This is a genomic window from Mesorhizobium sp. WSM4819 (assembly GCF_055811215.1).
Map to the genome: position 1 here is coordinate 1 of NZ_JBVVQO010000014.1, position 25,877 is coordinate 25,877.

Genomic DNA, 25,877 nt, shown 5'->3' on the forward strand with positions numbered 1-25,877 from the left:
AAGATCACCACCGTTCTCGGCGCAGTTTTGATCTGCGGAGCGGGGCTGTTCGCCCTAAGATCTGCGAGGTGAAGCGCGCTGTGCTGGCAAATTCGACGTCGCAGATGAATTGTTAATGTCGCTTTTAGCCTGGCCGCTGTTGTGCTCTCAAAAGGGAGTTGCAGATCGCCAACAGGTTCGAAATCAAGCGCCTGATGGCGACCAGAAGCAGGCCGACCATCATCTCGACGGCCCAGGTCGCCCGTGCGTTGAACACGCTGATGAGAGCGTGTCCACTTGAGGCCGCTCCCTCGAAGACGCTATTGGGCAAGCACCCGTGCGCCATGGTCATGTCGTTCAGTTGACTGCGACGAGGCTCACCATCAGTCTTTGGCGAGTGGGTGACTGACCCCGGAACCCCGTTTGTATGGGTAAACGCTAATCCCGTTGGATGGAGGTCGGCGCGATCGCAAACGACTACGGAAGGATTTACTCCAAGGCGGAGGTTAGCGATCGAACGCTGAATGAGAGCCCACCGCATATCGGTACACGCAGGACGGCGGCTAGATGGTATAGTGTCGGTCTGGTCAGCCTTTCCAGGGATAAGCAATGGAACGCCGTTTGGCCGCGATTCTGGCAATGGATGTAGTCGGTTTTAGCCGCCTGATGGAGGTCGACGAAGCCGGCACGCTGGCTGCGCTCAAGATCCGCCGCAAGGAGGTGCTGAAGCCCCTGGTTGCCAAGCATCACGGACGCATCTTCAAGGTCGCCGGCGATGGCGTGCTGGTGGAGTTCGCCAGCGCTGTTAACGCCGTGCAATGCGCGGTCGAGCTCCAGGAGGGCATGGCCGCCGTAAACAGCGATCAGCCTGAGGAGCGGCGGATCGTGCTGCGCATCGGCGTCAATCTGGGTGACGTCATTGTCGAAGGCAGTGATCTCTATGGCGACGGCGTCAACATCGCCGCGAGGCTCGAAAGCATCGCCGAACCGGGTTCCATCCTGGTCTCCGGGACCGCGCATGACCACATCAGGAACAAAGTCCAAGTAAGCTTCGACGATCTCGGTACGCAGAACCTGAAGAACATCGCCGAGCCGGTTCGGATCTATCGGGTCGCCGGAACACCGGCTGTTGCGGTCGTGACGCCCAGTGTCACAGCCGAGAAGCCTGCCATCGCCGTCTTACCGTTTGTGAACGTGAGCAGTGATCCCGAGCAGGAGTACTTCGCGGACGGCATGACCGAAGACATCATCACGGAACTCTCGCGCTTCAAGAGCCTCTCGGTCATCGCGCGCAATTCCTCATTTTACTACAAAGGGCGGTCGCCGAGGATCCAGGACGTCGGGCGCGAACTCGGCGTGCGCTGGATCGTCGAAGGCAGCGTGCGCAAGGCCGGGAACTGGGTACGCATAACGGCCCAGCTAATCGACGCAACGACTGGGGCGCACGTGTGGGCGGAACGCTATGACCGCACGCTCGACTCCATTTTCGAGGTCCAGGACGAGGTCGTGCAAGCAATCGTCGGTACAATACCGGGGCATCTTGGTCGAATCGCAGTCGAGCACGCGCGCCGGAGGCCGCCGGCGAACCTCACAGCCTTCGACCATTTGCTTCGGGGACGTTGGGCTCTGTTTCACTCCACTGACGGTCTGCAAAGTGCTCTGGAACATCTTCAGAAATCGATCGAGGCCGATCCGAACTATGCGGCCGCGCACGCGCAGATCGCCACCGCCTATGCCTATGGTATCTATGCGCTGGGCCTTGAACCGGAGATTGCGATCGAACGCACGTGCCATCACGCGGGGCGCGCCGTGGCGCTCGACGGCGGCGATACCGAAGTCAATGCGGCCGCCGCCGCCGCTTATATCACGAGCGGCATGCATGAGCTTGCCGATCTTCACTCCGCGCGTGCAATGGCAAGCAACCCGAACGATGCATCGGCTCTCTTCAGCCGCGGATTTGTTCTCGCCCACCTGGGTCGGCCATCCGAGGCGATCGAAATCTTTTCCCGAATGCAGAGGATCGACCCTTTGGCACCTGATGATGCCAGGTCAGAGGTGCTGTGCGACTGCCACTTCATGTTGGGCGAGTACGAAGAAGTGCTTGCGATCCTTAAGCACAGGCACGATGTGCCGGCCTATATGCACTTGATCGAAGCCGCGGCGTACGCACACCTGGGTCGCATCGAACACTCGAAAGCGGCTGTCGCGGCGTTCCATAGCAGTCCAGCCCCCAAGCCTGACCCAAAAACCATGATCATGTCGCAGATGCGCATGATAGCTCTTCAAGAAGACCGTGACCGCTGGATTGAGGGCTACCGCAAAGCAGGCCTGCCGGTATGAGGGTCCGGCCTCGCAGCCCTGACGCCGGCGTGGCCGATTACCCGACCACCTAGTCTACAGGCGTGTGTTTTCCTGAGCGTGATTGCCGTCCACTGAAAGCTCCTTCTGGCGCGCATCCGAGTCCTTGCCGAAGGCGAAGGATGAACGAGGCGAATCCTTGCCGGACGCAAAGGATTGACCCGAAGGCGACACCCACAAGTCAGATTCTGAGTGGCAGCTCTGCGCCTGATCTCAGCAGTAGAGGCAAACTTTGCCTTCGCCTGGAAGCGCACAACGCGGCAGACTTAGACTTAGGTCGCGTTTGCGGCTCGAAGCCGTCATCCGAGTCTTCGCTCAGTTTACGGGTCCCGACCCGTGTTCCGCCTCTCGCAATAGGCCCTGGAGGCGAGCCGCCCATTCGCTGTTGCCATTTCTGAACGGAGCAAGCGCATCGCCTGCAGACTCCGGGAGATCGCTCGCAGCGGCGGCGAGGCGGCGAGCCTCCTGACTATGTCCCGCGGCGGCGTGGCAGCATGCCTGAATGCGGAGGAGCGGCGGCCAATCAGGACGCGCCTTTAGCGCCGCGCGTCCTGAGTTGAGCGCGCCCTCGACGTCGCCCGAAAAGAACAGCGCAAGCATTAAGAGGCTGAACCAAACCGCATTTTGGGGATCGTGGGGATTGAGTTCGAGGCCGCGAGCCAACGGCTTTTGCGCACCGGCCGCATCGCCCACGAAAAGACGGGCCATACCGAGGACGAGATAGCCCAAGGCAAAGCTCGGACCGAGTTCGATCGACCGTTCCGCTGCGAGGATCGCATGTTCAGCCCTGCCGGTGTAGGCCGACACAATTGCCAGCGCATAGTGCGCATACGGATTCCGAGCATCGAGATATATCGCCCGCAGGGCCGCATCGAGTCCTTCCTTCCCGTCCGCGGCTAGATTTTTCGTCCAGCCATAGGCGATGAGACCTGCGTTGACCCGCGCGAGCCAAATCTGCGCCTCTGGAAGCATGGGATCGAGTTCCGTTGCCTCTCGGAAGAATTGTCGTGCGAGACTGTGCGTCGGCTGGGTGACTTTGTGAAAGTTGAATGTGCCTTGCCGTACGAGATCCCAGGCGGTCACATTCCCGGTGTGCGGAGCAACCTGAAGTCCATGGCGCAACAGCAACTCGGGCTCGACCGCCGCTGCGATCCGCTCGGCGATGGCGTCCTGCACAGCAAATACCTCGGCCACCGAAAGATCGTAATGTTCGGACCAGACGGTGGCGCCCTTCATTGCGTCGGCGAGGTGCACCGATATCCGCATCCGATCACCGGCACGCCGGATGGCTCCATCCACCAGAAAATCGACGCCAAGTTCGCGCGCGATAGACTGCGGATCCTTCGAGACATTCCATCTTGCGAAACTCGCCCAGCGCGACGCGACGCGGAACCATCGGAACCGAGCGAGTGCCATGATCAGGTCGTCGGCGATACCGTCGGCCAGATATTGTCTCTCTGCATCGCTGCCGAGATTCTCGAAAGGCAGTACTGCAATCGCGGGGCTGGATCTCGCCTCTGACCGCCCTTCGCTACCAGGTCCGTTTGGCCGGCTCTCTACCGGACCGGAAAATCTGTATCCGACCCGTGGGACCGTGATGATCCAGTCGCCGCCGTCTGACGCCGGGCCAAGCAGCTTGCGAAGGGCAGCAATCTGAACGGAAAGATTACTCTCCTCGACGGCGAGCCCTGGCCAAACGGCATCCATCAGCGCCGACTTGGTAACGACACGCCCATTTGCCGTGAGCAGAGCGGTGAGCAGCGAAGCGCCGCGGGCGCCGATGGAGACAGGCCGATTGTCACGAAGAAGGCATCCGTCCTCGATAACGAACTCGAAGGGGCCGAATACAAGGTGCTGGGTGCTCATGATTGGCAATGATACGCCCGATTTCGGAGTTTTTCGGAATTTTTCGGCGTCGTTTCAAGACTTGTGCCGGCTCCGCGCGCACATTCAGCTCCATGTAGCAGTTGAGGTGGTGAGAGCGATGAAGAACGAAACAATGCAACCGAAAAATGCTCATGCATTATCCGCTAAAATCGTTCGCGGGAGTGACAGCTATGTCGCCGAGCAAGGATCTGTCTATCGCTCGGGAGTCTCGGCGGAGAGCGTAGGATCTAGCATGCTGTGGCTCGGAACGATTTCGCTACCCGCAGGGCGACGAACCAGCGCCCATCGCCATCAGGGGCACGAGACGGCCCTTCTAATGACCGCGGGCAAAGAGATCGAGATCTGGTCGGGGGCCGCGCTCGAACGGTGCGAAAAGGTCCTCCCCGGCGACTACCTGTTCATTCCGGCGGGCGTTCCGCACGTGGCCGTCAATCGTAGCAATGAAAACGCCGAGTTCCTCGGTGCCCGCAACGACCCCGCTGCGAACGAGAGCGTCGTGCTAATGCCGGAACTCGACGAGATCGTGCCCTAATCAGGCCGGGAGGTGCGCTATGGCCGTCATCGAACAACGCCTGGCCGCTATGGGTCTGGAACTGACCGAGCCTTTGAAAGTCCGCGAGGGGCTGCGTATGTCTTTCGCCTGGGTCCGGGTGCGCGGCACCCGCGCCTACATCTCCGGTCACGTGGCGTGCAACAAGGATGGGACATTGGCAAAACCCCTCGGCAAGGTCGGGACCGGGGTTTCGCCAGAGCAGGGTTACGCGTCAGCGCGGCTCGCCGTAGCTAGCCGCCAGGAGCGCAACTGACGCCGCCGACGCGCATGTCTGGGCAATGACTGCCCTGCCACACCCTCGGATTCGAGACCGTGATGCCGAATTTCGTTGCTGGTCGGACCCGGCCTAATTCGGCGCCGCGGCTGCGGTTTCGCCCGGCGGCATGATCCGGAACACGAAGCTCGACACCTTTTCCCCCGGTTTGAACGGGCCCGGGACCTGGTTGCCCACCGGCTTCACGCTTTGAAGGAATGCTGCGATCGCCGTTGCGTCATCGGCCGTCAGATGCGCAAAAGCGTGCCAAAAGCATAATCGGCGCGAGGATGCGGCCGTCCGGTCGTTCGCCCGTCTGAATCGCGGCAACGATCTGCTCAGGGGGTCCATTGCCAATCCCGGTCTCCTTGTCCGGCGTGATATTGCGGCCGACAAAAACACCCTGACCAGGAATCTCGAAGCCTACGTCCGAGCCGCCAAGAAAGCGCGACATGGCGGGCTTTCCGAAGAAGTAACCCGGCGTGTGGCAGTCGTTGCATCCGCCGATCGTGACGAGGTATTCGCCGCGCTTAATCTGCGCGTCGTCGGCAATGGCTGTGACCAAAGAAAGCGCTAACAACGCGGTCAAGAACGCGAGGCGAACTGGTGTCCGAAGCATCGTTTCCTTCCTTTCATTATCGCAACGCGGCCGGGCTTTGTGGCGTCATTACTGCACTAGCCCCGCTTTGCGCAGGCCAACGGTTAACTTCTCGGCATCCGAGGGATCCCTGAACGGCAAACGGCCGATATGCTCGACGGGGGAGTACCTCGTATTGATTTCCTTGAGTTCGCGCCAAACTTCGCCGGCCTCGTCCAATTTGCCAAGGTGGCCCAATGCTGAGGCGAGGAACGCGCGCGACAAGTCCGTGGTGGGATTGAGCGCGATACGATCCCTGAACAAAGCCGCCGCAGTCTCGTAATCGCCGGCTACGAAATAAGCGGTGCCCAGGAAGTGTACGTGCTGCTGTCGTGAAATCGGATCGAGGCGTATCGCCCGTTCAATCATGGGAATGGCTTTCGCCGGCTCTCCCGTATAAATGTGAACGGTGCCCCGCATGTTGAGCGCGGGAGCGTAGTTGGGATTTAGCAACAACGCCCGGTCGGCCTCATGGGCCCATCGCTCATAGTCCCTCATGAACATGGCCACCATTGCGGCGACATAATGGGCGAAAGGGTCCTGGTCGTCCCTGGCGATCGCTTGGGCGGTGAAGCGATCGGCTTGATCAAGTGACCTCTCGGGCGCGTCGGTCCAATGGTTCTGATAATCTAGGATATAGGCCATGCCCAGACCCGCATAAGCGGCGGCGTAGGACGGATCGATCTCGATCGCCCGACGGAAATAGGTGGTCGATTGATCGAACATCTCACGATCTCTCTTGAGCCCAAGGATCAGCTCGCGACCCCTCAAAAAGAGATCGTGGGCGTTCACGTCTTTCGTGCCGCCATCGACGATCAAGGATTTCTCCGCCTCGCTGAGCCTGACCTTCAGCGCAGCAACGATTTGTTGCGTGATGTCGTCCTGGACCTCGAAAATGTCAGTGAGGTCACGGTCGTAGCGCTCGGCCCAGAGATGTCCGCCGCTTGTGCCATCGATCAGCTGGGCGGTGACGCGAACCCGGTCGCTGGCCTTTCGAATACTGCCTTCGACAACGAACTTGACGCCGAGTTCACGGCATACGTGAGGGACACTGAATGTCTTTTCTTTGTAGACGAAAGCCGAGTTGCGCGCGATGACGAACAGGCCGGATGCCTTGCTGAGATCGGTGATGATATCCTCAGTGATGCCGTCACTGAAGTATTCTTGCTCGGGATCGCGGCTCATGTTGTTGAAGGGAAGGACCACGATCGATGGTCGTTCCGGGAGAGGCATCTGATCAACACTGGGCGACGACGCCACGGTGTCACGAACCCAGCGCCAGATGTGCACCGGCCGGTCGATATTCTTGACCCGCTGTTCCCCCAGATCCTCGAACGGCAACTCAATGCGATCGCGCACCTGGTCATAGACTGCCGCCGATACGCAAACACCGCCCGGTTCCGCCAATCCCTCCAAACGGGCCGCGACGTTGACACCGTCTCCGTGGATGTCGTCGCCATCGATCACCACGTCGCCCAGATTTACGCCGACGCGGAACTCGATACGTTGCCCTTTCGGTAAGACTTCATTGCGTTCAGCTAGAGCCTGCTGCATCTCGGCGGCGGCTCTCACCGCCTCCACGACACTGGCGAACTCTGCCAACACCCCATCACCCATGAACTTTACGACGCGCCCATGATGTTCCGCGATTTTCGGCCCAATGAGGTCAGTAAGCAGAGATTTGAGCGCCGCGAGCGTGCCATCCTCATCGGACCGGATCAGACGCGAATAGCCGACCACGTCAGCGTCCATAATGGCGGCGAGGCGGCGTTCCATGCCCCGATTTCCTCCCGTCACAGAGAGTAGAGCATTCTTAGCCAACAATCTATGACGGTGCTGGGCTGGAATTCTAATGTCGAACATTGCGCCCCATCGGCGCATCGCAGCCAAAGGTCAGATCCCAGCCAGCCGGTTCTTTGACGCTTTGGCCGATGCGCACGTCGCCTCGAGCGCGCCAATAGCTCTTTTTGCTGGCGTACTCTCCCAATGGCTCATTCGGATGTTCTCTTCCTAGCCGGGAAAGCCGCTGAGCAGTCGGTTGCATTCAGTGACAAATTTTTCGCTTGGCACGCGGCCATCGGCATCGCGCGAATACTCCGGCTTCAGGCGGTTGAGGAAGAACATGTCGAGCCTGCGCCCATGCTTGGTCTCAATGACGCCTCGCGGCTCCAGTTCGAATAGCGTTTTGACATTTCCCGCCACGGTTTCCGAAACATTGATCCGTCCGGGAGCACCATTCGCTTCCATGAGCGCCGCCGTGTTCACCGCATCGTCCCAGATATCGAAGGTGAACTTCCGCCGGCCGACGACTCCCAATATGACCGGCCCAGTATGGCTCCCGACACGCAACTCCAGTGCCGGCAAACGGGACGTCTGAGTAGTGGTTCGGCAATGACCGCTCTTGGCGCGATCCCGACCTCGCGCTCGCTCAAGTAAAGAACTCGTCCTCGTCCTCGTCCTCGCCGGTGAACTCCCATGGCTTGGGTCCGATATGGTGCGTCGTTGCCACCCGACTGCGTGACACGGGCGAGAGGCCGAGCTCGCTCATGAACTTGTGCCGGGCATTTTGTCTGGCGGGCAAGGGCGAGGGCGGAATTTAATTGCTCCCGTCGATCAAGAGCATCCGCGCCCTTTCCGGTTTCGATCTCGGTGAACTCCTGGAGGATAATCATCCCCTCCGCCTCGGCAAAGCGGGCGACCGCGGCACGCTGGGCACAAGCCCGAGCGTCCTTGCCGTTGTGTGGAGACTCGATAGTAGGCGACCGCGCTCATACTGCTGTTTCCGGGGTGTTCAAACTGCAAACCACCGTTTGCAGTGTGCTCACGGAGACACGGGTCAGCAAGTTCTTTCAGGAATTAGGCTTCAGCAGCAACGCGGTTGATCTGGAGCGCCATCTATATGCACGCAGACTTGTTGGAAGGCACTTAGCTGCTCTACGCCTAAAGCGGTCGCTGAATGCCATCCCAGGAAAGCCGTCAAGTTGAATTGCCCTCATAAGCATTTCTTCAAGGTTTGACCCTAGGTTTCTCTCCGAAGCTCGTAACCGACTTCGGGGAAGAGCATGTTGAAAGTCTACACCTGCATTGCCTCGCAGCATGATTTGCGTCTGGTTGCCCTGGCGGCCTTGGTCTGCGCCCTGGCCTCGTTCACGGCCGTCAACCTCCTCCATCATGTCGGGCGCAGCGAACGCGAAATGCGACGGATCTGGCTCGCAGTAGCTGCGGTCGCCACCGGTTTCGGCATCTGGTCAACGCATTTCATCGCCATGCTGGCCTTTCAGCCCGCAGTGCCGAGCGGCTACAATATCGCCTTGACGATCGTCTCGCTGGTCGCCGCGATCGCTTTGACGGGAACCGGCCTCACCGTCGGCATGTCGCCCCGCGTTCCGTATGCACGCTGGATCGGCGGGATGATCGTGGGGGGCGGTATCGCCGTAATGCATTATACTGGCATGGCTGCCTTCGAGATCGCGGGCCGCGTCGTCTGGGATATGCCGCTCGTCGCAGTGTCGATCGCCCTCGGTGGACTGTTCGGTGCCGCAGCCTTGCCAGTTGCCCTTCGGGCCAACACGATCAAGTGGAAGGCACTCGGGGCGTTGGTGCTGACGGTCGCGATTTGCAGCCATCATTTCACTGCGATGGGCGCGGCCGCGATCGTGCCCGATCCTCGCATCGTCGTTTCGGCCACGGCGCTGCCAGCGGAATGGATGGCAAGCGGACTTGCGCTCGCTTCGATCGTGATCATTCTTCTGGCCCTTGTCGGTCTTGTCCTCGATCTGCGCGATCTTCGTCGCGCTGGGGAGACGGCGCGTATGCAAGAGCTGGCCGACGCCGCCGTCGAGGGGCTGGTTGTGTACAACGAGACGACGATCGTAGCAGCCAATCACAGCTTCGTCGCCCTTGCCTGTGTCGATGGCTCTCAGCCTGTCGGCCGCTTGCTCGAGTCTTTCTTCCCCACCGTCTCGCAGGGCGAACTCACGGCCACCGCCCGAAAGCCGCTGGAGGCCGAGCTATGCGCAACCGACGGCAGTATGATCCCGGTCGAGCTGATCCGACATAACATCCTTTATGCCGGTAAGCAGCATCAGGTCGTGGCGGTGCGCGATATCCGCGGGCGTAAGCGGGCGGAGGAGCAAATTCACTTCCTTGCTCACCACGACCCCCTGACTAAGCTCCCGAACCGCACGAGCTTCAACGAGAAGCTGGAGGCAGAATTCGCGGCGCATCGTGGGACCGACAGGTGCCTTGCCGTCCTTTTCCTCGATCTCGATCGCTTCAAAGAGATTAACGACCTCTTCGGCCATCTGATCGGGGACGCCGTACTCCAGTGTGTGGCCGAGAAGATTAAGAACGTCCTCAAGCCGGAGCATATGGTCGCGCGCTTGGGAGGCGACGAGTTCGCTGTGATCGTTCCAGGCCTGCCGAGCCCAGCGTATGCGACGCGCACCGCTGAAGCCATTTTGAACGCTTTCGACGAGACCGGCGTGAACCTACCCGCCGGCGTCACTATCGGAACCAGCATCGGCATCGCTGTCTTCCCGAACGATGGGCCCGATCGCGCGACCCTTCTGAGCCATGCTGACGCGGCGCTTTATGAGGCCAAGTTGGAAGGGCGCGGCATCTATCGCGTTTTCGAACCGTCTATGGGTGAGCATCTACACGATCGACGTCAGTTCGAGCACGACATCCGTCATGCGATCTCACGCAACGAGTTCAGTCTCGTCTTTCAGCCGCAAGCGGAGCTTCACTCCAATAGGGTCTTCGGCTTCGAAGCGCTTCTTCGTTGGGATCACGGCACGAGAGGTGCCATCGCCCCGACGGTGTTCATTCCGATCGCGGAGGAATGCGGCGCTATACTGAAGATCGGCGAGTGGGTGTTGCGCACGGCCTGCGCCGAGGCGGCGACGTGGGACCGACCACTGGGAGTCAGCGTCAACGTCTCGGCCGTACAACTCCATGGCGGCAATCTCCCGGAGCTGGTCGAGGAGGTTCTGAAAGAAACCGGCCTGGACCCGTCCCGCCTCGAGCTGGAAATTACAGAATCGTCGCTGATCAAGGATATTGGGCGGGCCCTCGCGGTCTTGCACAAGCTCAAAGACCTGGGCGTCCAGATCGCGATGGATGATTTCGGCACCGGCTACTCATCGCTGTCAAACCTGCGGGCCTTCCCGTTCGACAAAATAAAGGTCGACCAGTCCCTTGTCCGTGCGGTGGATACCAGCGACGAGGCGGCCGCCGTCATGCGCGCGGTCTTCGGGCTTGCTCGAGGTCTCAAGCTCCCCGTCTTGGCGGAGGGCGTCGAAACTGACGCGGAACTAAGCTTTTTGCGTGCGGAAGCCTGCGATGAAATGCAGGGCTATTTGCTCGGCCGACCCTGTCCCATAGCTGAGTTTGCGCAGCATACAAGCGGCGAAGGCAAGGTAGCCGCTCCCCAAAGGCTGCGTAAGCACAAGTTGCGAGTAGTCAAGGACAGCGCGGCCTAGCGGTACCGACCTAACATAAGAGTCCGGCTTGGGATTCGGCTTTGGCGAAAGCGCATACGAGTCTGGCGCATGCGCACAGGAATATCCTTCATTGCGCGAATTACGCAGACAGTTCGTCAGACGGTGGGCTATTAAGGGTTGACACTAGCGGCGGCTTTCATGAGTCGCGCCGCGCCTTCACTCTCGCTCTCCACGAAGCGCGAACTCGGGCTGCGTCATGCTCATTGGCTCGCCTCCGTGCTTAGCGATCCATTTGCGCAGATCCGGCCCGGCGAGCACGCGCCCGATGTCATTTGCAAGCTGGTCAACCACGCCGGTCGGAGCGCCAGCCCGCACCCACATTCCATACCAGATCGGGAGTCGAATCCGGCGACGCTCGCCTCCGCGATTGTCGGTACCTCCGGGAGCAAGGTTGAGCGCAGCGCGGTACTCACGCCCAGCGGAACGAGTGTGCCATCGCGAATGTGCGGCAGTGCAAGAGAGATTGGCACCAAATAGTAAGTGAAGCGCGCCGCTATCGCGTTGGCGATTGTGTCGGCGTTCGAATCGTTCGGCGAGGGAGGCACATGCAGCGCCTTGACTCCCGCCGCTTGATTGAATTTCTCGACTCCAACATGTGTGCCGGTGCCTATGCCGGTCGATCCAAACTGAGCTCACCTGGCTTCGCCTTCGCCGCCGCAATGAGCTCGCCGACGGTGGTCACACCAGTCGCCTTGGCTGCGACGAGCACGTAGGCTTGCCTCGTGAGCGGAATGATCGGAATGAAATCCTTCAACGGTTCATACGGGAGGTCCTTCTGGAGCGCCGCACTATATGCCTGAGCGTTGGTGTTTATCAGCAGCGTGTGGCCGTCGGCCGGTGACTTCGCGACCGATGCGGGGCCTGCAGTGGCTCCCGCACCTGGGATGTTCTCCACTGTCACCGGTTGGCCCCACAGCTCAGAAAGCTTCGGGGCCAGGGCGCGGGCCAACAGATCAGGCCCGCCGCTCGCCCCGAACGGCTCAATGATGCGTACCGGCTTGGCCGGATAATCTCGTGCTGACGCGGCCAGATTTGTTGCGCTTCTCATCGTGTCCTCATATGCCTCGGCACAGCCAACGAGAAATAGCAAAGAGCAACGCAATTGATCGAAGCGTCAGTCCCATAAGATTTCTCCTTGTGTCACTCAAAAAACTACCTACTGGTATCGGCCCAACATAGCCTAACATAACAATCCGGCTTGGGATTCCCTTTGGCGAAAGCGAATGCGAGTCTGGCGCATGCGCACAGGAATAGCCGACCACGTCGCAAGCCAGGATCGCTGCGAGGCGGCGCTACGCGGTCATTGCACCGCCCGGCGAGGCGCGTGCACGCGGGCTGTCTCGCGCCCATGCCCCGCCAACTTCCAGACGCCCAACGTGCATGGCATCCGCTGCCCGTCGCCGATTCAGAACGGAGAACGCAGCTTAACGTTGCCTTCACGAGATTTCGCCATCCCGCTTGCGAGGCGTGGAACGATCCAGTCGCCGCGCTAACTGCCAACCGGCGACACGCCCACGCGGCCTCTGGAGACGCTGACACGCCACACCCAGAAGGCCGGAGATATTTGCTGCCCTTGGTAACCGGGTGCTTTTGTCACCGCGGTGTAACAGCGAGATGCCCTACGAACGCGCGCATCGGGCATCACACCAGACGTTCGCACTTAGAGGTGCTGAGGTCGGAAAGTGGCGCAATCTTCGTGTTCAAGAACCTGCACTCTTGACCCGTTCGGGTCCTTCAGTGGTTGTAGGTCAGGGGCGCTATGTCAGCCTTTGTTGCCGTTCGCCGATCGGGATGAGTTGTGCCCTCCACGATGTGCCCTCGACGATTCGTCGTCAGATCAGGCTTTGCGGACCATGTGCTCTCGCCGCCAGGCCGCTGGTGGGACGCCATATTCGCGTCGGAACGCCCTGTTGAAAGCCGCTTCGGACTCATAGCCGATATCGAAGGCGATCCGCACGATCGGGTCGGCGGAATCCCTCAGTTGCGCCGAAGCCTGTTCGAACCGCTGTCTCGCCAGATAACGCATGGGCGGCTCGCCGATCACGCGAGTGAAGCGGTCCGCGAAGGCCGAACGGGAAACGGCTATCTCCCGTGCAAGAGCTTCCGTCGTCCAGCGCCTGGCAATCTGGCCATGGAGTAGCCCAAGGGCGCGTCCGACGACCGGATCGCGCATTCCAGCTGTCCAGGTATTTCCCGCCGGGGGCTGAGACGACAAGTAGCGTCGGACGGCCTCCATAAACAGAACTTCTGCGAGCTTCGCGAGCATTGCTGGCGATGTGGCGTGGCGTCCCGCCAACTCCTTCGTTGCGAAGCGGAAGGTGCTTTCTATCCAGCTCCCGCCTTCGGCGACATCGAGCTTCAGCACGCTTGGCAGCATTGCGATGAAGGCATTGTGCGGAAGATCGTTGCCAAGAAAGCCGCAGAAAATCTGCGTCCGCTCCCCGTTCCCTCCATAAATGATTTTTGCAAGCCCGCCTTCCGGTCCCGGCTGGATCAGTTGCTCGGCACTGACGGGCCGCAGGTTTAATGCACTTCCGAGGACGTGATCGTCATTTCGTGGCAGAACCACGATCTCGCCGCTCTCAATCTGCACCGGCTGCTGGCCGCCGACCTTCAAGACACAGCGGCCGGCGGTGACGTAATGATACGCGATAATGTGACGAGGCTCGGGCGTAAACGGGCTGCAGTCCTCCGGCCCGACCTTCGCCGAAATGCACCATGGGGCTGTGAGTTCAGCGTCGAGGAAGATGCCTCCCGTGAGGCGCATCGCTCGAAGCATATCCAAAAGAGCATCCACGGGACGACATTCCATTAAAAACGGCGGATCGGTCAAGAGTTCCGGCGCATCGCTCATTAACCGGCCCGACCAGCAAGTCTAACTTAGCATTGAAACCGCTGATCCGGCAGCCGGAAGCTTACGGCCGGCCGGGTCGGTGATGCGTTCACTCTCTCTATTCAAGAAGGAAACCAATTATGATCGTCGATCAGCAGGGCCACGCGCTTTCCGGCGCAACATTCGAAGCCGCGGGACTGTACGATCGGGCTGCTGCGGCCTTCAACTTCTACCGTGGTGACCCCATCGGCATGCTGGACCAAGCCATCAAGGCGGCCCCGGAATTCGCGATGGCGCAAATCCTGAAGGTGCACCTGTTCGGGCTCGCGACCGAGCCGGGGGCGACGAAGGATGCGAAAGCAATCGTCGCTAAGGTTAAGTCATTGCGGCTTTCGGAGCGGGAGGCGTCTCATGTCGCCGCGCTTGACCTGCTGCTGGAAGGACACTGGACCGCCGCCGCCGAGGCCCTCGACCTGCACAATGCGAACTATCCGCACGACCTCGTCGCGCTTCAGTCGGGCCGCCTGATGGATTTCTACCGCGCCAACGCCCGGGACCTGCGCGACAGGATCGCGCGAGTGCTGCCGAAATGGTCCGCGGATATGCCGGGCTATTCGATCCTGCTCGGGATGCATTCATTCGGGCTGGAGGAAACCGGCGACTATGGGCGAGCGGAAGAAGCTGGCCGCCGTGCGGTCGACCTGGAGCCGCTCGACAGCTGGGCCCACCATGCCGTCGCACATGTGATGGAGATGCAGGGCCGCGCTGAGGATGGCATCGGCTGGATGATCGCTCGCGAACCCCACTGGTCCGGCGACGACAATTTCTTCAAGGTTCACAATTGGTGGCATCGTTCGCTCTACCATCTAGATCTCGGGCAAGTCGACGAGGTCTTCGCGCTCTATGACGGTCCGATCCGCAGGGATCGGAGCACCGTCGCACTCGACATGGTCGACGCCTCGGCGCTTCTCTGGCGCCTGCATCTTTCAGGGCACGATGTCGGCGACCGCTGGCAAGAATTGGCGGCGACCTGGGACAATCATGCCGACGGCCGCACATACCCCTTCAACGACTGGCACGCGGCTATGGCATATCTTGGCGCCGGCCGGAACAGCGAGGTCGAACGGATCCTCGCATCCTATCGGAACGGAACCGACGTCACCGATGTCGCCGAATGGGGGCAACGGACTGCTATGCCCCTTGTTGAAGGGTTCACAGCATTCTGGCACGGCGACTATGACACCGCGGCGCAACGCCTCTCTGGCGCACGCTTCATCGCCAACTCGTTCGGCGGCAGCCACGCGCAACGCGACGTCATCGACTGGACCGTTGCTGAGGCCGCCGTGCGCGGAGGTCTGACAGGCTTGGCTCAAGCCCTCGCGAACGAGCGCCTTGCGCTGAAACCCCACAGCCCGGTGAATCGAAGCTTCCTGACCCGGGCCGGAGCGAATGCAGCGCCGGACCGGGAAGCAGCCTGAGTGAACCTGCGTTTCGAATCCGGTAGTCCGGCGGCGGAACGCAGGAATTTTGAAGTCTCGACACGGCCCCCTCGGGGCTCCATCAACCGCGCCCTTGGAGTTTCAACAATGAAACATCTAGCAATCGTCGTACGCGATGACGCCTACGAAAAGATCCTCACGCCGCTGACCTTCGCCTACACCCAGGCCCGAAAGGGCGTGAAGGTCGACATGCTCTTCCTGCTTTGGGCAGTAAGGGCGCTGACCAGCAAAGGGGCGGCTGCCCTTTCGGTGGACGGCCGACACAAGTGCGAAACCGATTGGCTTCGCGGCCGGATGGCCGCGGACGGAGAGCCGACCGAGATCGAGGACTTCCTGAAGCTTCTTGCTGAGACCGGAAATGTCAACCTCTACGGCTGCGGCTATGCGGCGCAGACCTTCAAGGTCGAGCCCGCCGACCTCATAGCCGAAGCTGAGGGAATCGTGGACCCTGGTTGGTTTCTGACCGAAAAGGCCGTCAAGGCGGACCACTGTCAGTACTTTTGAGCGCTCGTCAGCCAGTACCTTAAGACTTTCAAGGAGTTCCCGCCTGCACAACGTCCCTCGAGCTTTCGATCGACCAGATTGTCGAGGATATGCAAGCGTCCTTCTCGGCCACCACCGCGCAATGAGGCGCCGGGATACCTCCGGAGCTCAGCAATAAACGGACGGGACCGCATCTTGCGGTCCCTTTCCTGCAACGACCGCTTAGGGGACAGAGGCGCAACGTTCACATTGCAGGCAATGAAGGTCAGGAGATGGCGCGATCCCGACCTCGCGCCCGCTCAAGTAAAGAACTCGTCCTCGTCCTCGCCGGTGAACTCCCATGGCTTGGGTCCGATATGGTGCGTCGTTGCCACCCGACTGCGTGACACGGGCGAGAGGCCGAGCTCGCTCATGAATTTGTGCATCAGCTCGACATTCTTGTTGAAGATGGCAAGCCAGGGCGAGGGCTGCACGTAGCCGGCCGGCGTCCGCAGAAGGGGAGGGGTTTCCTTGAGCTTCTTCTCGGCCTCCACCCAGCGGCTATAGGCTTGACAAGTAGGCAGCGAGTGCGGCCCGATCCAGTTCGCTGATGATGCCGAGCTCGTGGAGGTAATGCGCAAGCCGCTTCCACTCGGCCTTGGCCGTTGGCATCAGATGAGCCGGGCAGGTCGGGATCGCAGTCACCGGCTTTGGCTCACGCTTGTTGAGTGGCCGCTTACCTGGATTGCCGAGCGCAATCTTCAGTGCCGTCGGCGTTGGCTTGCGTCCTCGCATAATGCTTCCTTTCAGCCCGTAGCACCGCCGCTATGGCTACGGAGTTTGTCGACCATTTCGCGGCTGCAATCATGCTGCCGGAAGGCCGAAAAACCCGGTATTTTGCCATTCCTAATCCAGCCGTTACGCTGCTACCCCCCTGCCAATTTCGCGGTTCTTCGAAGAAAGGGGAGGCACCGGTCGCAGGGTGAAAAGCTGTAGAGATATGACCGCCCCCCTCCCGCGAGGCACTACAGGAGCTTCATATCTTCGTAGGTGGTCACGAAGGTCACTGATGTATCCAGTTTTCCCCTCCAGCTCATGGATGGAAGTCTCCTTCCAGCGGACCCTGGTCTTCAGCCAGAAAATTGCTGCAGTGACGGCCTCCCGACCTTCACCGGTCGCCTTGCGGTAGAGGCTTTCGGCGACCCGTGCGTTGGCCTTGATGGCGCCGCTCTCGAGCTCATGAGCGTAGGTCGCCTTGAGGTCTTGCTCGTCTGTAGCGAGCACGCAGGCAATGTCGGCCGTGCTAAGCCCGAAGCCGGCCAGCGCCTCCACCCTGGAGCTCAGTGGCCGGTTTTCCAGAGGAGCTTCGATATAGGCGCTCATTTGGCTCGGTCCGCGTCCCAGAAGGTGACGGGAAGGTTTGCTGGTGGTGAGCCGGCAGGAGTCTTGCCTAGGCTTGCAAGATCCGGAGCGCGCAGGATGATGCGGCGAATCTCATGCACCTGCTCGATCGGCTTGCCGTCCAGGCCTGAGTGCTCGTTGACCGAGGTCTCCTTCCAGCGGCCGCCTGCCTTGAGCCAGAAGATGGCGGCGATGACCGATTCACGACCTTCGCCCGTTGCCTTGCGGAAGAGGTTCTCCGCCACCTTGGCGTTGGCCTTGGTGGGCCAAAGGCCAGTTCGTGTTTATAGTGCTTGCGCAGCGTCTTCGCATCCATACCGGCCATGCCGGCAATGTCTGCCTCCGGAACACCATAGCCTGCCAGCGCCTCTACCTGACGGCGATGAAAAGCATCGGGCTGATGGCTGGGGCGGGCCATCAGCCTGCCTCACCAGATGCCACACTCGCCGCCTGGCCTGCCTTGGCCTCGCCTTGCCGGCAACCATGCTGCTGGAGGCCAATTCCCGACGAAGAGCGATTTTGGGCCATCGGAGTGCCGGTGGAGGGCCGTTGCTCAGAATTGACCTCCAGGAGGCACCTTCTGGTGTAGGGATGGCGGCCGGCTCTGAATGGCCAGAGCGGACAGGTCACCGTCTCGCAGAGCTTTACCAATTGCTGGCCTGAGCAGTCCAGGCACTTTCGTCGAATCGCCTCGACAGGGCTCATTGGCTTATGGCCGGCAAGGCCGGCAGCATCGCGGGTCGGCGGCCAAACCCGGGCAAGCTCCATCCTGGTCATGCCATTCCTCCAGCTCTTGCCGCCGCGATCTCGGAGAAGGTCCGTTCGTCGCCCTCCAGCACTGCTGCCTGGCCGGTGAAGTCCTGCCAACGCAGAACCGCGACATCGACATCGGCTGCGTTTAGTTCGATCGCGTGACAGCAGCCGCCGGTCATCTCGGCTGCGATGATAGTGGTGCCGGAGCCGCAGAACGGCTCATAGACTGCCTGTCCGGGCGAGGAGTTGTTCTCGATCGGACGCCGCATGCATTCAACGGGCTTCTGCGTGCCGTGGCCCGTGTCGGACTTCCTGTGCGGGATGGCCCAGAGACGGTGGTCTGCTTGCGATCACCCGCCCAGTGGCCTTTCCTGCCCTTCCTGACCGCATACCAGACCGGCTCGTGCTGCCAGTGATAGTCGCCGCAGCCGATGACCAGCCGGGTCTTGTCCCAGATAATCTGGCGCGGACGGCAAAGCCGCTGGCTTCGAAGGCTAGTCACGACCGAAGCCGAATGAAGTGCCGCGTGCCAGACGTACATCACGTCGCCCGGGAACAGCGCCCAAGCCTCGCGCCAGTCAGAGCGATCGTCATTCAGGACCGTTCCTTTCGCCAGGCCCTCTGACGGAATGCCAAGGCGCATGCGCCATGCAGGATCGTAGTTGACCCCGAAAGGTGGATCCGACACCAAAAGGTGTGGTTTGATGCCGGCGAGCACTTTCTCAACGTCGGCTGGGTTGGTGCTGTTGCCGCAGATCAGCCGGTGTTTGCCAAGCAGCCAGACATCGCCGAGGAGGGTGGTCGCCTGCGCGGGCGTGTCGGGAATGTCGTCCGGATCGGTTAGGCCTGCCGTGCCGAGGCTGGTGAGTGCGGCGATCTCCAGATCGTCGAAGCCGGTCAGCGACAGATCGAAGCCGAGCGCGTCGAGTTCCCCGAGTTCGAGGCCGAGCAGTTCACTGTCCCAGCCGGCGTTCAGCGCCATCTTGTCGTCGGCGATGATGTAGGCCCGCTTCTGCGCGTCGCTCAGCTCGGAGAGCTCGATCACTGGCACGGTGCTCATACTGAGCTTGCGCGTCGCCAGCAGCCGGCCGTGGCCAGCAATAATGCCATTCTCTCCGTCGACCAAGATGGGGTTCGTCCAGCCGAACTCCCGGATCGAGGCGGCGATCTGCGCCACCTGCGCATCCGAGTGCGTCCTGGCATTCTTTGCGTATGGGATCAGAGCCGCGGCAGGACGGTACTCCACTGCAAGGCGAGGAGCAGGATTTTCGATGCTGCCGTTCTGACCAGCGACGGCCGGAATGGCGTCATCCGTATCAGCCGCAGTAGCGCAACCGAGAACCGCTTCATGCTGCTCCGTCTGCATCAGAGTTCCTTTCCGCACAGGCGGAGTGGGTGGTGAATGTCCTCCTGCTTCAAGATTTGTTATAACAGGGCCTTACGTGACTGTAATCGCTGCTGTTTTTCGCTTGACTACGATTGTTTTCGAACTGCTTCGCTGGTTCGTACTGGCAGTGCTTGTGCTTGGCGAATAGAGGGTCGGGGAACGAAGTCGCCTCTTCTACATTCTCACCCCGGCATCATTTGTTGCTCGAAGTGTGGAATTTTGCAGGACAGGAGAGGTCGACCAAATGGCAGGCAGGCGCGCTTCACCGCGTTCCGCGGCGGGCGCACGGGCAGCCAAGGGGGGTAGGTGAAACGGCTGCTCGACATTCGCCTTCCCATAGGGGTCGTCCTGGGTTTCGTATTGCTGGTCGTCACGCTCAACCTTCCCGAGCAGCATGCAGTACGCCAAGCCATTCCACACGCCTATGGTATTTCGGACCCGCAGTTCCTTGAGACCATGGAGGCCGTTTACGGCGGTGAAGTACGCCGGGGACATGCCGTTGAAACGCTTGTAAACGGCGATGAGATATACCCGGCCATGCTCGGCGCAATCAGGGAAGCGCGGTCTTCGGTCAACTTTGAAACCTACATCTATTGGTCCGGAGAGATCGCTCTGCGCTTCGCCAACACTCTCGCCGATAAGGCGCGGGAGGGAGTACCAGTCCGCGTCCTCGTCGATTGGGTGGGGAGCATTCCCTTCGACCAGCGCCTCATCGACATCATGCAGCAGGCCGGGGTTTCGTTTCACCGCTTTCGGCCGCTTCACTGGTACACCCTCGACCGGGTGAACAATCGCACCCACCGCAAGCTCCTCATCGTTGATGGATTAGTCGGATTTACCGGCGGTGTTGGAATTGGCGACGAGTGGTTGGGCGACGCACGCAACGCCGACGAATGGCGTGACACTCACTATCGCGTCACCGGCCCGGCAGTGTCTGCAATGCAGGCAGCGTTTGCCGATAACTGGCTGGAAGGGACGGGTGAGGTCTTGAGTGGCAGACCGTTCTACCCTGCCCAGGACGAGAGCGGCCCTCTGGGCGCCCAGGTCGTTATTTCGTCGCAGCCCGAAGGTTCGGTATCCATGCATCAGATGATGCTGATGGCCTTGGCGGCGGCTGAACGCCACATACGGATCGGTATGGCCTATTTCGTGCCCGATGATGTTGCTCTCGTCCAGTTGCTTGCGGCTCGGGCACGCGGCGTCGAGATCGACATCATAGTTCCCAGCGAGAATACCGATGTGCCAATCGTGCGGAAGAGCTCGCGCTATTTTTGGGGCGACCTTCTGCGATCTGGAGTGCGGATACATGAATTCCAGCCGACCATGTATCACCCCAAACTCCTGATTGTAGACGACGCTTGGGTAACAATGGGATCGGCCAATCTTGACGAGCGTTCGCTCCGGCTCAACGACGAGGCGAACCTCAACATTTACGGAGAGGAGTTCGCCGCCGAACAGATTGCGATCTTTCAGGACGACCTGAAACGCTCGCGGCAGATCAGTCTTCAGGAATGGCAAAGCCGGCCGCCAAGTAAAAAATTCACTGACTGGATCGCGAGCTGGTTGAGAGCTCAACTCTAGGAGAACCCGCGTCGGACATGGGTCTAACGCCGCATAGGAGTCATCGGCGGGAAAGCCGGCGGTATTCAGCAGCCCTTTTCCTCCGGCTATCGGGATAGGCCGCCCGCCGCGGCCATATCTTGAGATATAGGTTGGAGCACACACCCGTTGGAAGGCGGAATTGCTGGGTCGGCACCCGTTGGAAAACCGTTGGCGCAGACCCGTTGGAAGCACCGTTGGAAGTCACTGATCGGCCGCCTTTTTTGCAGAAATGACAATGGTCTGGCGGCGCTTTGACGGTTGCCCGAAATTCTCGACGGCGAATTCGTTTTGTTCCAGGAGGACGGCTATGGCTTGCTCGAACCACTCGCCAATACCGCCGCCCCCGGCCAAATGAAGAAAACCACCGAAGATTGCTGATTGGCAACGCCAGGTCGGCGCCGCTTGGGGCGTTGGGGTAGATTGCCGTAGGGCGCCCCGCCGTTTGGGTTGGCGTAGTCGGCGTCCTCGGCGATTACGGCGGCTGGTAATCCTCGAACCAGAATGATGACTGGCGTCGCGAGATGGTTCCCACCGACGGCAAGGGAAAATGCGATGTCATTACGATGCGGCCATTGTCCGAGCAAGCCTCCAGGAATGCCACCGCGTCGGACGTGCCTGGTGAGGGTCTCCCCCAAAATGGCGCAAACAGGTCAGGTTTCTCTGTCCTAGACCCAGTCCGCCGGCAGCCAGCGAAAGCCATCGCCCTCCTTCACGACATGGCCGACGCCCGGGAAGGGATAGTGATAGCCGGTAACGAGAAGCCGATCGTGCGTCGCGCGGTGGATGGGCGTGCTGGGGTGGCGGAGAGGTTCGTAGTACTGCGGAAGCCGGATAATGCCGGTGGAGGGAAGGGGCCTCAGTTCTGCAGATGCAACGGCCTCGGCCAGGCCGGTGTCCTTCGCCGTGAAGAAATAAATGACGTTGCGGTCCCCATCGAACTGCGCTGTCATGGGACGAGGGCGGATGCCGGGGACGCCGATCATTGCCGTCATGTCCGAACGGATCGAGTCCCAAAACTAGCTTTTGAATTCCGGATCTTTGTCGGGCATGGCTTCTCTCCTGTGAGAATGCCAAACGCCGCGCGTCTGCCGTGGTTCCAAGCGTCTGCAGGCAACAGGCAGATCTGGCCCGACGCAGACGTACATGCGGCACGAGACTTCTGGTGCAGGGAAGCGGCCTGACCGGTTCCGCTACGCGTTTTATTCCATCCTCTCCGCTAGACTTTCTCCGCGCAGTGAGCATTGGTTCTGTATTGACGCGTAGTCGAGCGTATGCAGCAGCAGATGGACGCGCTGCGGTCGCCAAACCCAAGCGGAAGATTCCTATGCTCTTCGACACAGCCGCCGCACTGCTCGACTGGCTTGGCTTGATCGTTTTTGCGATTTCGGGCGCGCTGGTCGCCTCGCGCAAGCAAATGGACGTAGTCGGCTTTGTCCTGCTCGGCACGGTGACGGGCATCGGCGGTGGCACGCTGCGCGACCTTCTTCTGGGCTTCAGCCCCGTTTTCTGGGTGCGGGAGGTCTTCTCGCATGCGTCATCGTATCATGCGCAGTGTTTTTCACCGCTCACATCCCGCAGAGTCGCTACCGCTTGCTCCTGTGGCTCGATGCCCTCGGTTTGGCGCTCTTCGCGGTCACGGGTGCGGAGCGCGCTTTGCTTGCAGGCTCAGGCGCGGTGGTGGCGGTGGCTATGGGTGTGGTCACGGCCACCTTCGGCGGAATCATTCGTGACGTGCTGGGCAATGAAATTCCAATAGTGCTTTCCCGTGAAGTCTATGTCACGGCAGCCCTTGCTGGGCGATTGTCTTTGTTGTGCTTACGCAATATCGGCTTAAGTCGCGAGGTCGTGCTCGGGGCAGGTCTCATTGCCGGGCTGCTCGTGCGCGGATGGCGTTGCATAAGGGATGGTCGCTGCCACGCTATCGCGAGCGGCGGGGGCGAACGCCCGATGAGATCGACCGCCTGGATCGAAGTGCATAACGTCCCGAGACCTGAAGTCCGCCCCGATCATGCCTTCCCCAACGGGCCGAAACCCTCAGCCCACGTTGTCCGTGCTGTCCGGATCGATTGTCGTGATTGCTCTCTGGCACCGATCACGCGCCTTTGCTCGGCCCTTATCTGGCCGCACAACGCGAGATTAAGGGCCACGAATCCGCCCCACATGCCAAAGAAAGCGAACATCGGAGGGAATTGCGCTGCTTGTACTATCCGATGACGGCTTCAGGTGTTATCGACGCCTAGATGGATGACAGCAGCTTATGTGCTGCGCATCCCACCGCCAGGATATATCTATAGCCGTGCGTCCTGCGAGATCGGATTGTTCGCGTCCTCTTGCCCTCCTATTTTCGATCGCCGAACTCTTCCATCCTGTCGGGCAGGAATGGAGACCATCCTTGTCCGGCATCGGCGAAGGAACGGGCCGAGCTGATCGTGACCGGCATAGCGGGGACCGGTACGCTGGCCCAGGTGCTGATCGGCAGCACCGTAGCCGCTCTTGTGAGGACGTCGCCGGTACCGCTCCTGGTCGTGAAGAAGAGAGTGCTTGAGACGGAGGGCCGAGCGGCCGTGGCGACCGACCTATCGGACTCGTCAAAGCCTGCCTTGATGGTCGGGCTGCGATGGTTTGGGTTTCGGCGTCTTGAGCTGTTCCACGCGTTCGATCCGCCCTATCGCCGTCTGGTGGACGACAAGGCAGCTTGCGACAGCCAGTTCGAGGAGAGTGCGGTCGAACAGTGCCGGGATTTCGTTCGGGACGTAGCAGGCGCGGATGCTGTCTCCATGATTGAGGTCATTGCCCGGCGTGGGGACCCGGTGACTGGACTCAAGGTCCTGACGAATGAAGCCGATACCGATCTCGTCATCGCAGGCACGAACGGACGAACCGGCTTGATGCACGCCCTTTTGGGTAGCGTAGCCTCGCGCATACTGCGTGATGTCCCCTGCGATGTACTGGTCGTGCCGAGCCGTGCGCGTTAACACTCCCGCTGCGCTCGACGCATGATGCGTGCGTCCAGCTTCTCATCTTGCTACTGAGGACGGTTCCCACACTTCGTTGATGCCTGAACGTCCGCGCGGCTAGCTAATCCACGCAAGCTGGTAGCCGCTTGAGGATGGCGCGCCGACCTAGGACGCAGCTAGTCTCAGGAAGCTTGTGACATTGCCTTCACAAAGGTCCATAGTCGCTTGCGGGCGTGGGAAACACCGAGCGCAATGGATTGCTCCCATGGCTAAATTCGATGTCGGCTACCTCGTAGGCAGTCTTGCCTCCCGATCGATCAACCGTCGGCTGGCGTCAGCTCTCGTCAAGCTGGCTCCGCCAGATCTGGCGCTCCAGGAGATCCCCATACGGGATCTGCCACTCTACAGCTACGACTATGACTCCGACTATCCAGAGGTGGCCAAGCGTTTCAAGGAAGCTATCACGGGCGTCGACGCCGTGCTGTTCGTCACGCCAGAATATAATCGCTCTATATCCGGCGCTCTGAAGAACGCGATCGACTGGGCGAGCCGCCCGTACGGCCAGAACGTGTTCACGAGAAAGCCTTCCGCCGTGATCGGAACATCGCCTGGCTCGATCGGCACTGCCGTCGGGCAGCAGCACCTTCGCAGTATCCTCAGTTTCTGTAATTCCCCGCAGATGAACGCGCCGGAAGCCTACATCCAGTTCACGCCAGACTTGATCAGCGATGACGGGCAAGTGTCCAAGGAATCCACGGCCGAGTTCCTGAGAACGTTCATGGCGGAGTTTCGCGTCTTCATCGAGCGGGTGCTTACTGTGCTCCCACGCCAGAGCTGAAGCGGCCGACCCGTCCACAGGGCGCGGCAGATAGCCACGTGCGGCCGGCACGATGATTTCGTCAAAGTCACCAACCGTCACGGTCGTAGCCGGAATCCGAGGCGCGGGAAACGGCACGACAGCGGCCACCCCACGAGCATCATGGCGCGAGCGGTATGGTGGCGCTTGACTTTCCGTCCTCGCCATCCCACGTACATGGCATGTTGACCGACCGCTTCACCCTTCTCCTTACGCGGGTGTGCCCCATCGCGGGCACCTGACCCCCGGCCAGGTCGCGTCGCGCCCCGGCCGCGGGGCATAAGCTCCCGTCTCCCGTAACCCGGGACACTATGAGCCCCACACGGCGACACCAATCCAATGACGAAAATCAATACCACGGGCGCGCTGCGCACGGCGGTGGAATTCTTTAGGAGGCCGAGATGGCTCCCGGTAACAAGAGACAGCGCAAGCCGGCGATTTCGATAACGCGCTCCGATTACGAGCGGCTATCGCGCCTGGCCCAATCATATGCCGCGAGAAATCCAGATGTCGCGGATGAACTTCTGGCCGAACTCGATCGCGCGCGGGTCGTGGGAGATGGGCGGATCGCCTCGGAGACGGTTCGCATGGGCTCGACCTTGCGCTTCACGAGCGATCTTGGTGAAGATATGCGCGTGACGCTGGTCTTCCCCGGCGAGGCGGATATCGCAGAAGGCAAGATCTCGATCCTAACGCCCATTGGCGCGGCGCTGATCGGCCTTTCGGCGGGGCAGTCAATCGACTGGACCGCTCGTGACGGGCGTATCCATCGCCTGAAGGTGGAATCCGTCGAGGCTCCGATTCAGCCTTCGGCGCAACCAGCCGCCATCGAACTGCGACCGGGGACATGACGAAGGTCCGGCCGCCCTGCCGCCTCTCGCTCTTCGGAGGCTGCCTCATCGCAGGATCGTAACCCCTGCGCCGCCAAGGGCGGCCAGGGGATTCTCCGTTCCGTT

Annotated in this window: 24 protein-coding genes and 2 pseudogenes; 12 read left to right on the plus strand and 14 right to left on the minus strand. The window is 60.7% G+C overall.

Translation table 11 applies throughout. The features are described 5' to 3' along the window. Nucleotides 1-588: 588 nt before the first annotated feature. Nucleotides 589-2,319, plus strand: coding sequence for an adenylate/guanylate cyclase domain-containing protein (locus tag AC0L18_RS14785; RefSeq protein ID WP_473492969.1), 1,731 nt, complete (start codon nt 589-591; stop codon nt 2,317-2,319). 333 nt (nt 2,320-2,652) lie between these two features. Here AC0L18_RS14785 and AC0L18_RS14790 read toward each other — a convergent pair whose 3' ends face one another. Further along, entirely contained in the window at nt 2,653-4,203 is a 1,551-nt protein-coding gene (locus tag AC0L18_RS14790; protein WP_473492971.1) for a winged helix-turn-helix domain-containing protein, read from the minus strand. A gap of 118 nt (nt 4,204-4,321) precedes the next feature. Here AC0L18_RS14790 and AC0L18_RS14795 point away from each other — a divergent pair, with 118 nt between their 5' ends. Both AC0L18_RS14795 and AC0L18_RS14800 read left to right on the plus strand, forming a co-directional pair. Further along, nucleotides 4,322-4,756, plus strand: a complete 435-nt coding sequence (locus tag AC0L18_RS14795; protein WP_473492973.1) for a cupin domain-containing protein — start codon at nt 4,322-4,324, stop codon at nt 4,754-4,756. Between the two features lie 19 nt (nt 4,757-4,775). Then, the gene (locus AC0L18_RS14800) at nt 4,776-5,030 is read left to right on the plus strand and encodes a RidA family protein (RefSeq protein ID WP_473492975.1); all 255 of its coding nucleotides are present in this window, start codon (nt 4,776-4,778) and stop codon (nt 5,028-5,030) included. A gap of 93 nt (nt 5,031-5,123) precedes the next feature. Here AC0L18_RS14800 and AC0L18_RS14805 read toward each other — a convergent pair. From AC0L18_RS14805 to AC0L18_RS14815, 3 genes and pseudogenes are all read right to left on the minus strand, one after another. Next, nucleotides 5,124-5,649: pseudogene (locus tag AC0L18_RS14805) on the minus strand (cytochrome c). A gap of 48 nt (nt 5,650-5,697) precedes the next feature. Continuing rightward, nucleotides 5,698-7,443, minus strand: a complete 1,746-nt coding sequence (locus tag AC0L18_RS14810; protein WP_473492977.1) for an adenylate/guanylate cyclase domain-containing protein — start codon at nt 7,441-7,443, stop codon at nt 5,698-5,700. Nucleotides 7,444-7,677: 234 nt separating this feature from the next. Continuing rightward, the gene (locus AC0L18_RS14815; RefSeq protein ID WP_473492979.1) at nt 7,678-8,031 is read right to left on the minus strand and encodes an adenylate/guanylate cyclase domain-containing protein; all 354 of its coding nucleotides are present in this window, start codon (nt 8,029-8,031) and stop codon (nt 7,678-7,680) included. A gap of 698 nt (nt 8,032-8,729) precedes the next feature. Between AC0L18_RS14815 and AC0L18_RS14820 the strand changes: the two genes are divergently transcribed. After that, nucleotides 8,730-11,150: a bifunctional diguanylate cyclase/phosphodiesterase gene (locus tag AC0L18_RS14820; RefSeq protein ID WP_473492981.1), complete on the plus strand. Its 2,421-nt coding sequence runs from the start codon at nt 8,730-8,732 to the stop codon at nt 11,148-11,150. A 221-nt stretch (nt 11,151-11,371) separates the two neighbouring features. On the opposite strand, the pseudogene AC0L18_RS14825 reads toward AC0L18_RS14820, so the two are convergent. Next, nucleotides 11,372-12,219, minus strand: a pseudogene (locus AC0L18_RS14825) (tripartite tricarboxylate transporter substrate-binding protein). 789 nt (nt 12,220-13,008) lie between these two features. Further along, nucleotides 13,009-14,025 (minus strand): AraC family transcriptional regulator, encoded by a 1,017-nt coding sequence (locus tag AC0L18_RS14830; protein ID WP_473492983.1) that lies wholly within the window; start codon nt 14,023-14,025, stop codon nt 13,009-13,011. Nucleotides 14,026-14,144: 119 nt separating this feature from the next. Between AC0L18_RS14830 and AC0L18_RS14835 the strand changes: the two genes are divergently transcribed. Both AC0L18_RS14835 and AC0L18_RS14840 read left to right on the plus strand, forming a co-directional pair. Then, nucleotides 14,145-15,482 carry a tetratricopeptide repeat protein gene (locus tag AC0L18_RS14835; protein WP_473492985.1) on the plus strand — a complete coding sequence of 446 codons (1,338 nt, stop codon included), beginning with the start codon at nt 14,145-14,147 and terminating at the stop codon, nt 15,480-15,482. Beyond that, nucleotides 15,483-16,007, plus strand: a complete 525-nt coding sequence (locus tag AC0L18_RS14840; RefSeq protein ID WP_473492987.1) for a hypothetical protein — start codon at nt 15,483-15,485, stop codon at nt 16,005-16,007. Between the two features lie 278 nt (nt 16,008-16,285). Here AC0L18_RS14840 and AC0L18_RS14845 read toward each other — a convergent pair whose 3' ends face one another. The 6 genes from AC0L18_RS14845 to AC0L18_RS14870 form a co-directional block, all read right to left on the minus strand. Then, entirely contained in the window at nt 16,286-16,519 is a 234-nt protein-coding gene (locus tag AC0L18_RS14845) for a P27 family phage terminase small subunit (protein WP_473492988.1), read from the minus strand. A 7-nt stretch (nt 16,520-16,526) separates the two neighbouring features. After that, nucleotides 16,527-16,760, minus strand: a complete 234-nt coding sequence (locus tag AC0L18_RS14850) for a P27 family phage terminase small subunit (RefSeq protein ID WP_473492990.1) — start codon at nt 16,758-16,760, stop codon at nt 16,527-16,529. Nucleotides 16,761-16,883: 123 nt separating this feature from the next. Further along, complete coding sequence (locus AC0L18_RS14855) at nt 16,884-17,348, minus strand: hypothetical protein (protein WP_473492992.1); 465 nt, start codon at nt 17,346-17,348, stop codon at nt 16,884-16,886. Further along, entirely contained in the window at nt 17,345-17,611 is a 267-nt protein-coding gene (locus AC0L18_RS14860; protein WP_473492994.1) for a hypothetical protein, read from the minus strand. Before AC0L18_RS14860 ends, AC0L18_RS14855 begins: the two co-directional genes overlap by 4 nt. A gap of 528 nt (nt 17,612-18,139) precedes the next feature. Then, complete coding sequence (locus AC0L18_RS14865; protein ID WP_473492996.1) at nt 18,140-18,388, minus strand: DNA methyltransferase; 249 nt, start codon at nt 18,386-18,388, stop codon at nt 18,140-18,142. Next, nucleotides 18,295-19,296 carry a DNA methylase gene (locus AC0L18_RS14870; protein WP_473492997.1) on the minus strand — a complete coding sequence of 334 codons (1,002 nt, stop codon included), beginning with the start codon at nt 19,294-19,296 and terminating at the stop codon, nt 18,295-18,297. The genes AC0L18_RS14865 and AC0L18_RS14870 overlap by 94 nt, the downstream gene beginning before the upstream one ends. Before the next feature lie 516 nt (nt 19,297-19,812). Between AC0L18_RS14870 and AC0L18_RS14875 the strand changes: the two genes are divergently transcribed. Continuing rightward, on the plus strand, nt 19,813-21,087 hold the full coding sequence (locus AC0L18_RS14875; protein WP_473492999.1) for a phospholipase D-like domain-containing protein: 1,275 nt from the start codon (nt 19,813-19,815) through the stop codon (nt 21,085-21,087). Nucleotides 21,088-21,309: 222 nt separating this feature from the next. On the opposite strand, the gene AC0L18_RS14880 is transcribed toward AC0L18_RS14875, so the two are convergent. Both AC0L18_RS14880 and AC0L18_RS14885 read right to left on the minus strand, forming a co-directional pair. Then, nucleotides 21,310-21,459: a hypothetical protein gene (locus tag AC0L18_RS14880; protein WP_473493000.1), complete on the minus strand. Its 150-nt coding sequence runs from the start codon at nt 21,457-21,459 to the stop codon at nt 21,310-21,312. Nucleotides 21,460-21,773: 314 nt separating this feature from the next. Continuing rightward, on the minus strand, nt 21,774-22,091 hold the full coding sequence (locus AC0L18_RS14885; protein WP_473493001.1) for a hypothetical protein: 318 nt from the start codon (nt 22,089-22,091) through the stop codon (nt 21,774-21,776). 341 nt (nt 22,092-22,432) lie between these two features. On the opposite strand from AC0L18_RS14885, the gene AC0L18_RS14890 reads away from it, so the two are divergent. The 5 genes from AC0L18_RS14890 to rnk all read left to right on the plus strand — a co-directional run bounded on the left by AC0L18_RS14890 (nt 22,433) and on the right by rnk (nt 25,772). Continuing rightward, the gene (locus tag AC0L18_RS14890; RefSeq protein WP_473493002.1) at nt 22,433-22,864 is read left to right on the plus strand and encodes a TRIC cation channel family protein; all 432 of its coding nucleotides are present in this window, start codon (nt 22,433-22,435) and stop codon (nt 22,862-22,864) included. Next, nucleotides 22,762-23,322, plus strand: coding sequence for a trimeric intracellular cation channel family protein (locus AC0L18_RS14895; RefSeq protein WP_473493003.1), 561 nt, complete (start codon nt 22,762-22,764; stop codon nt 23,320-23,322). Before AC0L18_RS14890 ends, AC0L18_RS14895 begins: the two co-directional genes overlap by 103 nt. Nucleotides 23,323-23,438: 116 nt before the next feature. Continuing rightward, the gene (locus AC0L18_RS14900; protein WP_473493005.1) at nt 23,439-24,083 is read left to right on the plus strand and encodes a universal stress protein; all 645 of its coding nucleotides are present in this window, start codon (nt 23,439-23,441) and stop codon (nt 24,081-24,083) included. A 247-nt stretch (nt 24,084-24,330) separates the two neighbouring features. Beyond that, nucleotides 24,331-24,903, plus strand: coding sequence for an NADPH-dependent FMN reductase (locus AC0L18_RS14905; RefSeq protein WP_473493007.1), 573 nt, complete (start codon nt 24,331-24,333; stop codon nt 24,901-24,903). A gap of 419 nt (nt 24,904-25,322) precedes the next feature. Beyond that, nucleotides 25,323-25,772 (plus strand): nucleoside diphosphate kinase regulator, encoded by a 450-nt coding sequence (gene rnk, locus AC0L18_RS14910; RefSeq protein ID WP_473493009.1) that lies wholly within the window; start codon nt 25,323-25,325, stop codon nt 25,770-25,772. Nucleotides 25,773-25,877: the final 105 nt, after the last annotated feature.

Bases quoted from the DNA above. Each gene is read 5' to 3' on its own strand.
- AC0L18_RS14785 (WP_473492969.1), top strand. From the start codon at position 589: ATGGAACGCCGTTTGGCCGCGATTCTGGCAATGGATGTAGTCGGTTTT.
- AC0L18_RS14790 (WP_473492971.1), bottom strand. From the start codon at position 4,203: ATGAGCACCCAGCACCTTGTATTCGGCCCCTTCGAGTTCGTTATCGAG.
- AC0L18_RS14795 (WP_473492973.1), top strand. From the start codon at position 4,322: ATGAAGAACGAAACAATGCAACCGAAAAATGCTCATGCATTATCCGCT.
- AC0L18_RS14800 (WP_473492975.1), top strand. From the start codon at position 4,776: ATGGCCGTCATCGAACAACGCCTGGCCGCTATGGGTCTGGAACTGACC.
- AC0L18_RS14810 (WP_473492977.1), bottom strand. From the start codon at position 7,443: ATGGAACGCCGCCTCGCCGCCATTATGGACGCTGACGTGGTCGGCTAT.
- AC0L18_RS14820 (WP_473492981.1), top strand. From the start codon at position 8,730: ATGTTGAAAGTCTACACCTGCATTGCCTCGCAGCATGATTTGCGTCTG.
- AC0L18_RS14830 (WP_473492983.1), bottom strand. From the start codon at position 14,025: ATGAGCGATGCGCCGGAACTCTTGACCGATCCGCCGTTTTTAATGGAA.
- AC0L18_RS14835 (WP_473492985.1), top strand. From the start codon at position 14,145: ATGATCGTCGATCAGCAGGGCCACGCGCTTTCCGGCGCAACATTCGAA.
- AC0L18_RS14850 (WP_473492990.1), bottom strand. From the start codon at position 16,760: ATGCGAGGACGCAAGCCAACGCCGACGGCACTGAAGATTGCGCTCGGC.
- AC0L18_RS14855 (WP_473492992.1), bottom strand. From the start codon at position 17,348: ATGAGCGCCTATATCGAAGCTCCTCTGGAAAACCGGCCACTGAGCTCC.
- AC0L18_RS14865 (WP_473492996.1), bottom strand. From the start codon at position 18,388: ATGCGGCGTCCGATCGAGAACAACTCCTCGCCCGGACAGGCAGTCTAT.
- AC0L18_RS14885 (WP_473493001.1), bottom strand. From the start codon at position 22,091: ATGATCGGCGTCCCCGGCATCCGCCCTCGTCCCATGACAGCGCAGTTC.
- AC0L18_RS14890 (WP_473493002.1), top strand. From the start codon at position 22,433: ATGCTCTTCGACACAGCCGCCGCACTGCTCGACTGGCTTGGCTTGATC.
- AC0L18_RS14905 (WP_473493007.1), top strand. From the start codon at position 24,331: ATGGCTAAATTCGATGTCGGCTACCTCGTAGGCAGTCTTGCCTCCCGA.
- rnk (WP_473493009.1), top strand. From the start codon at position 25,323: ATGGCTCCCGGTAACAAGAGACAGCGCAAGCCGGCGATTTCGATAACG.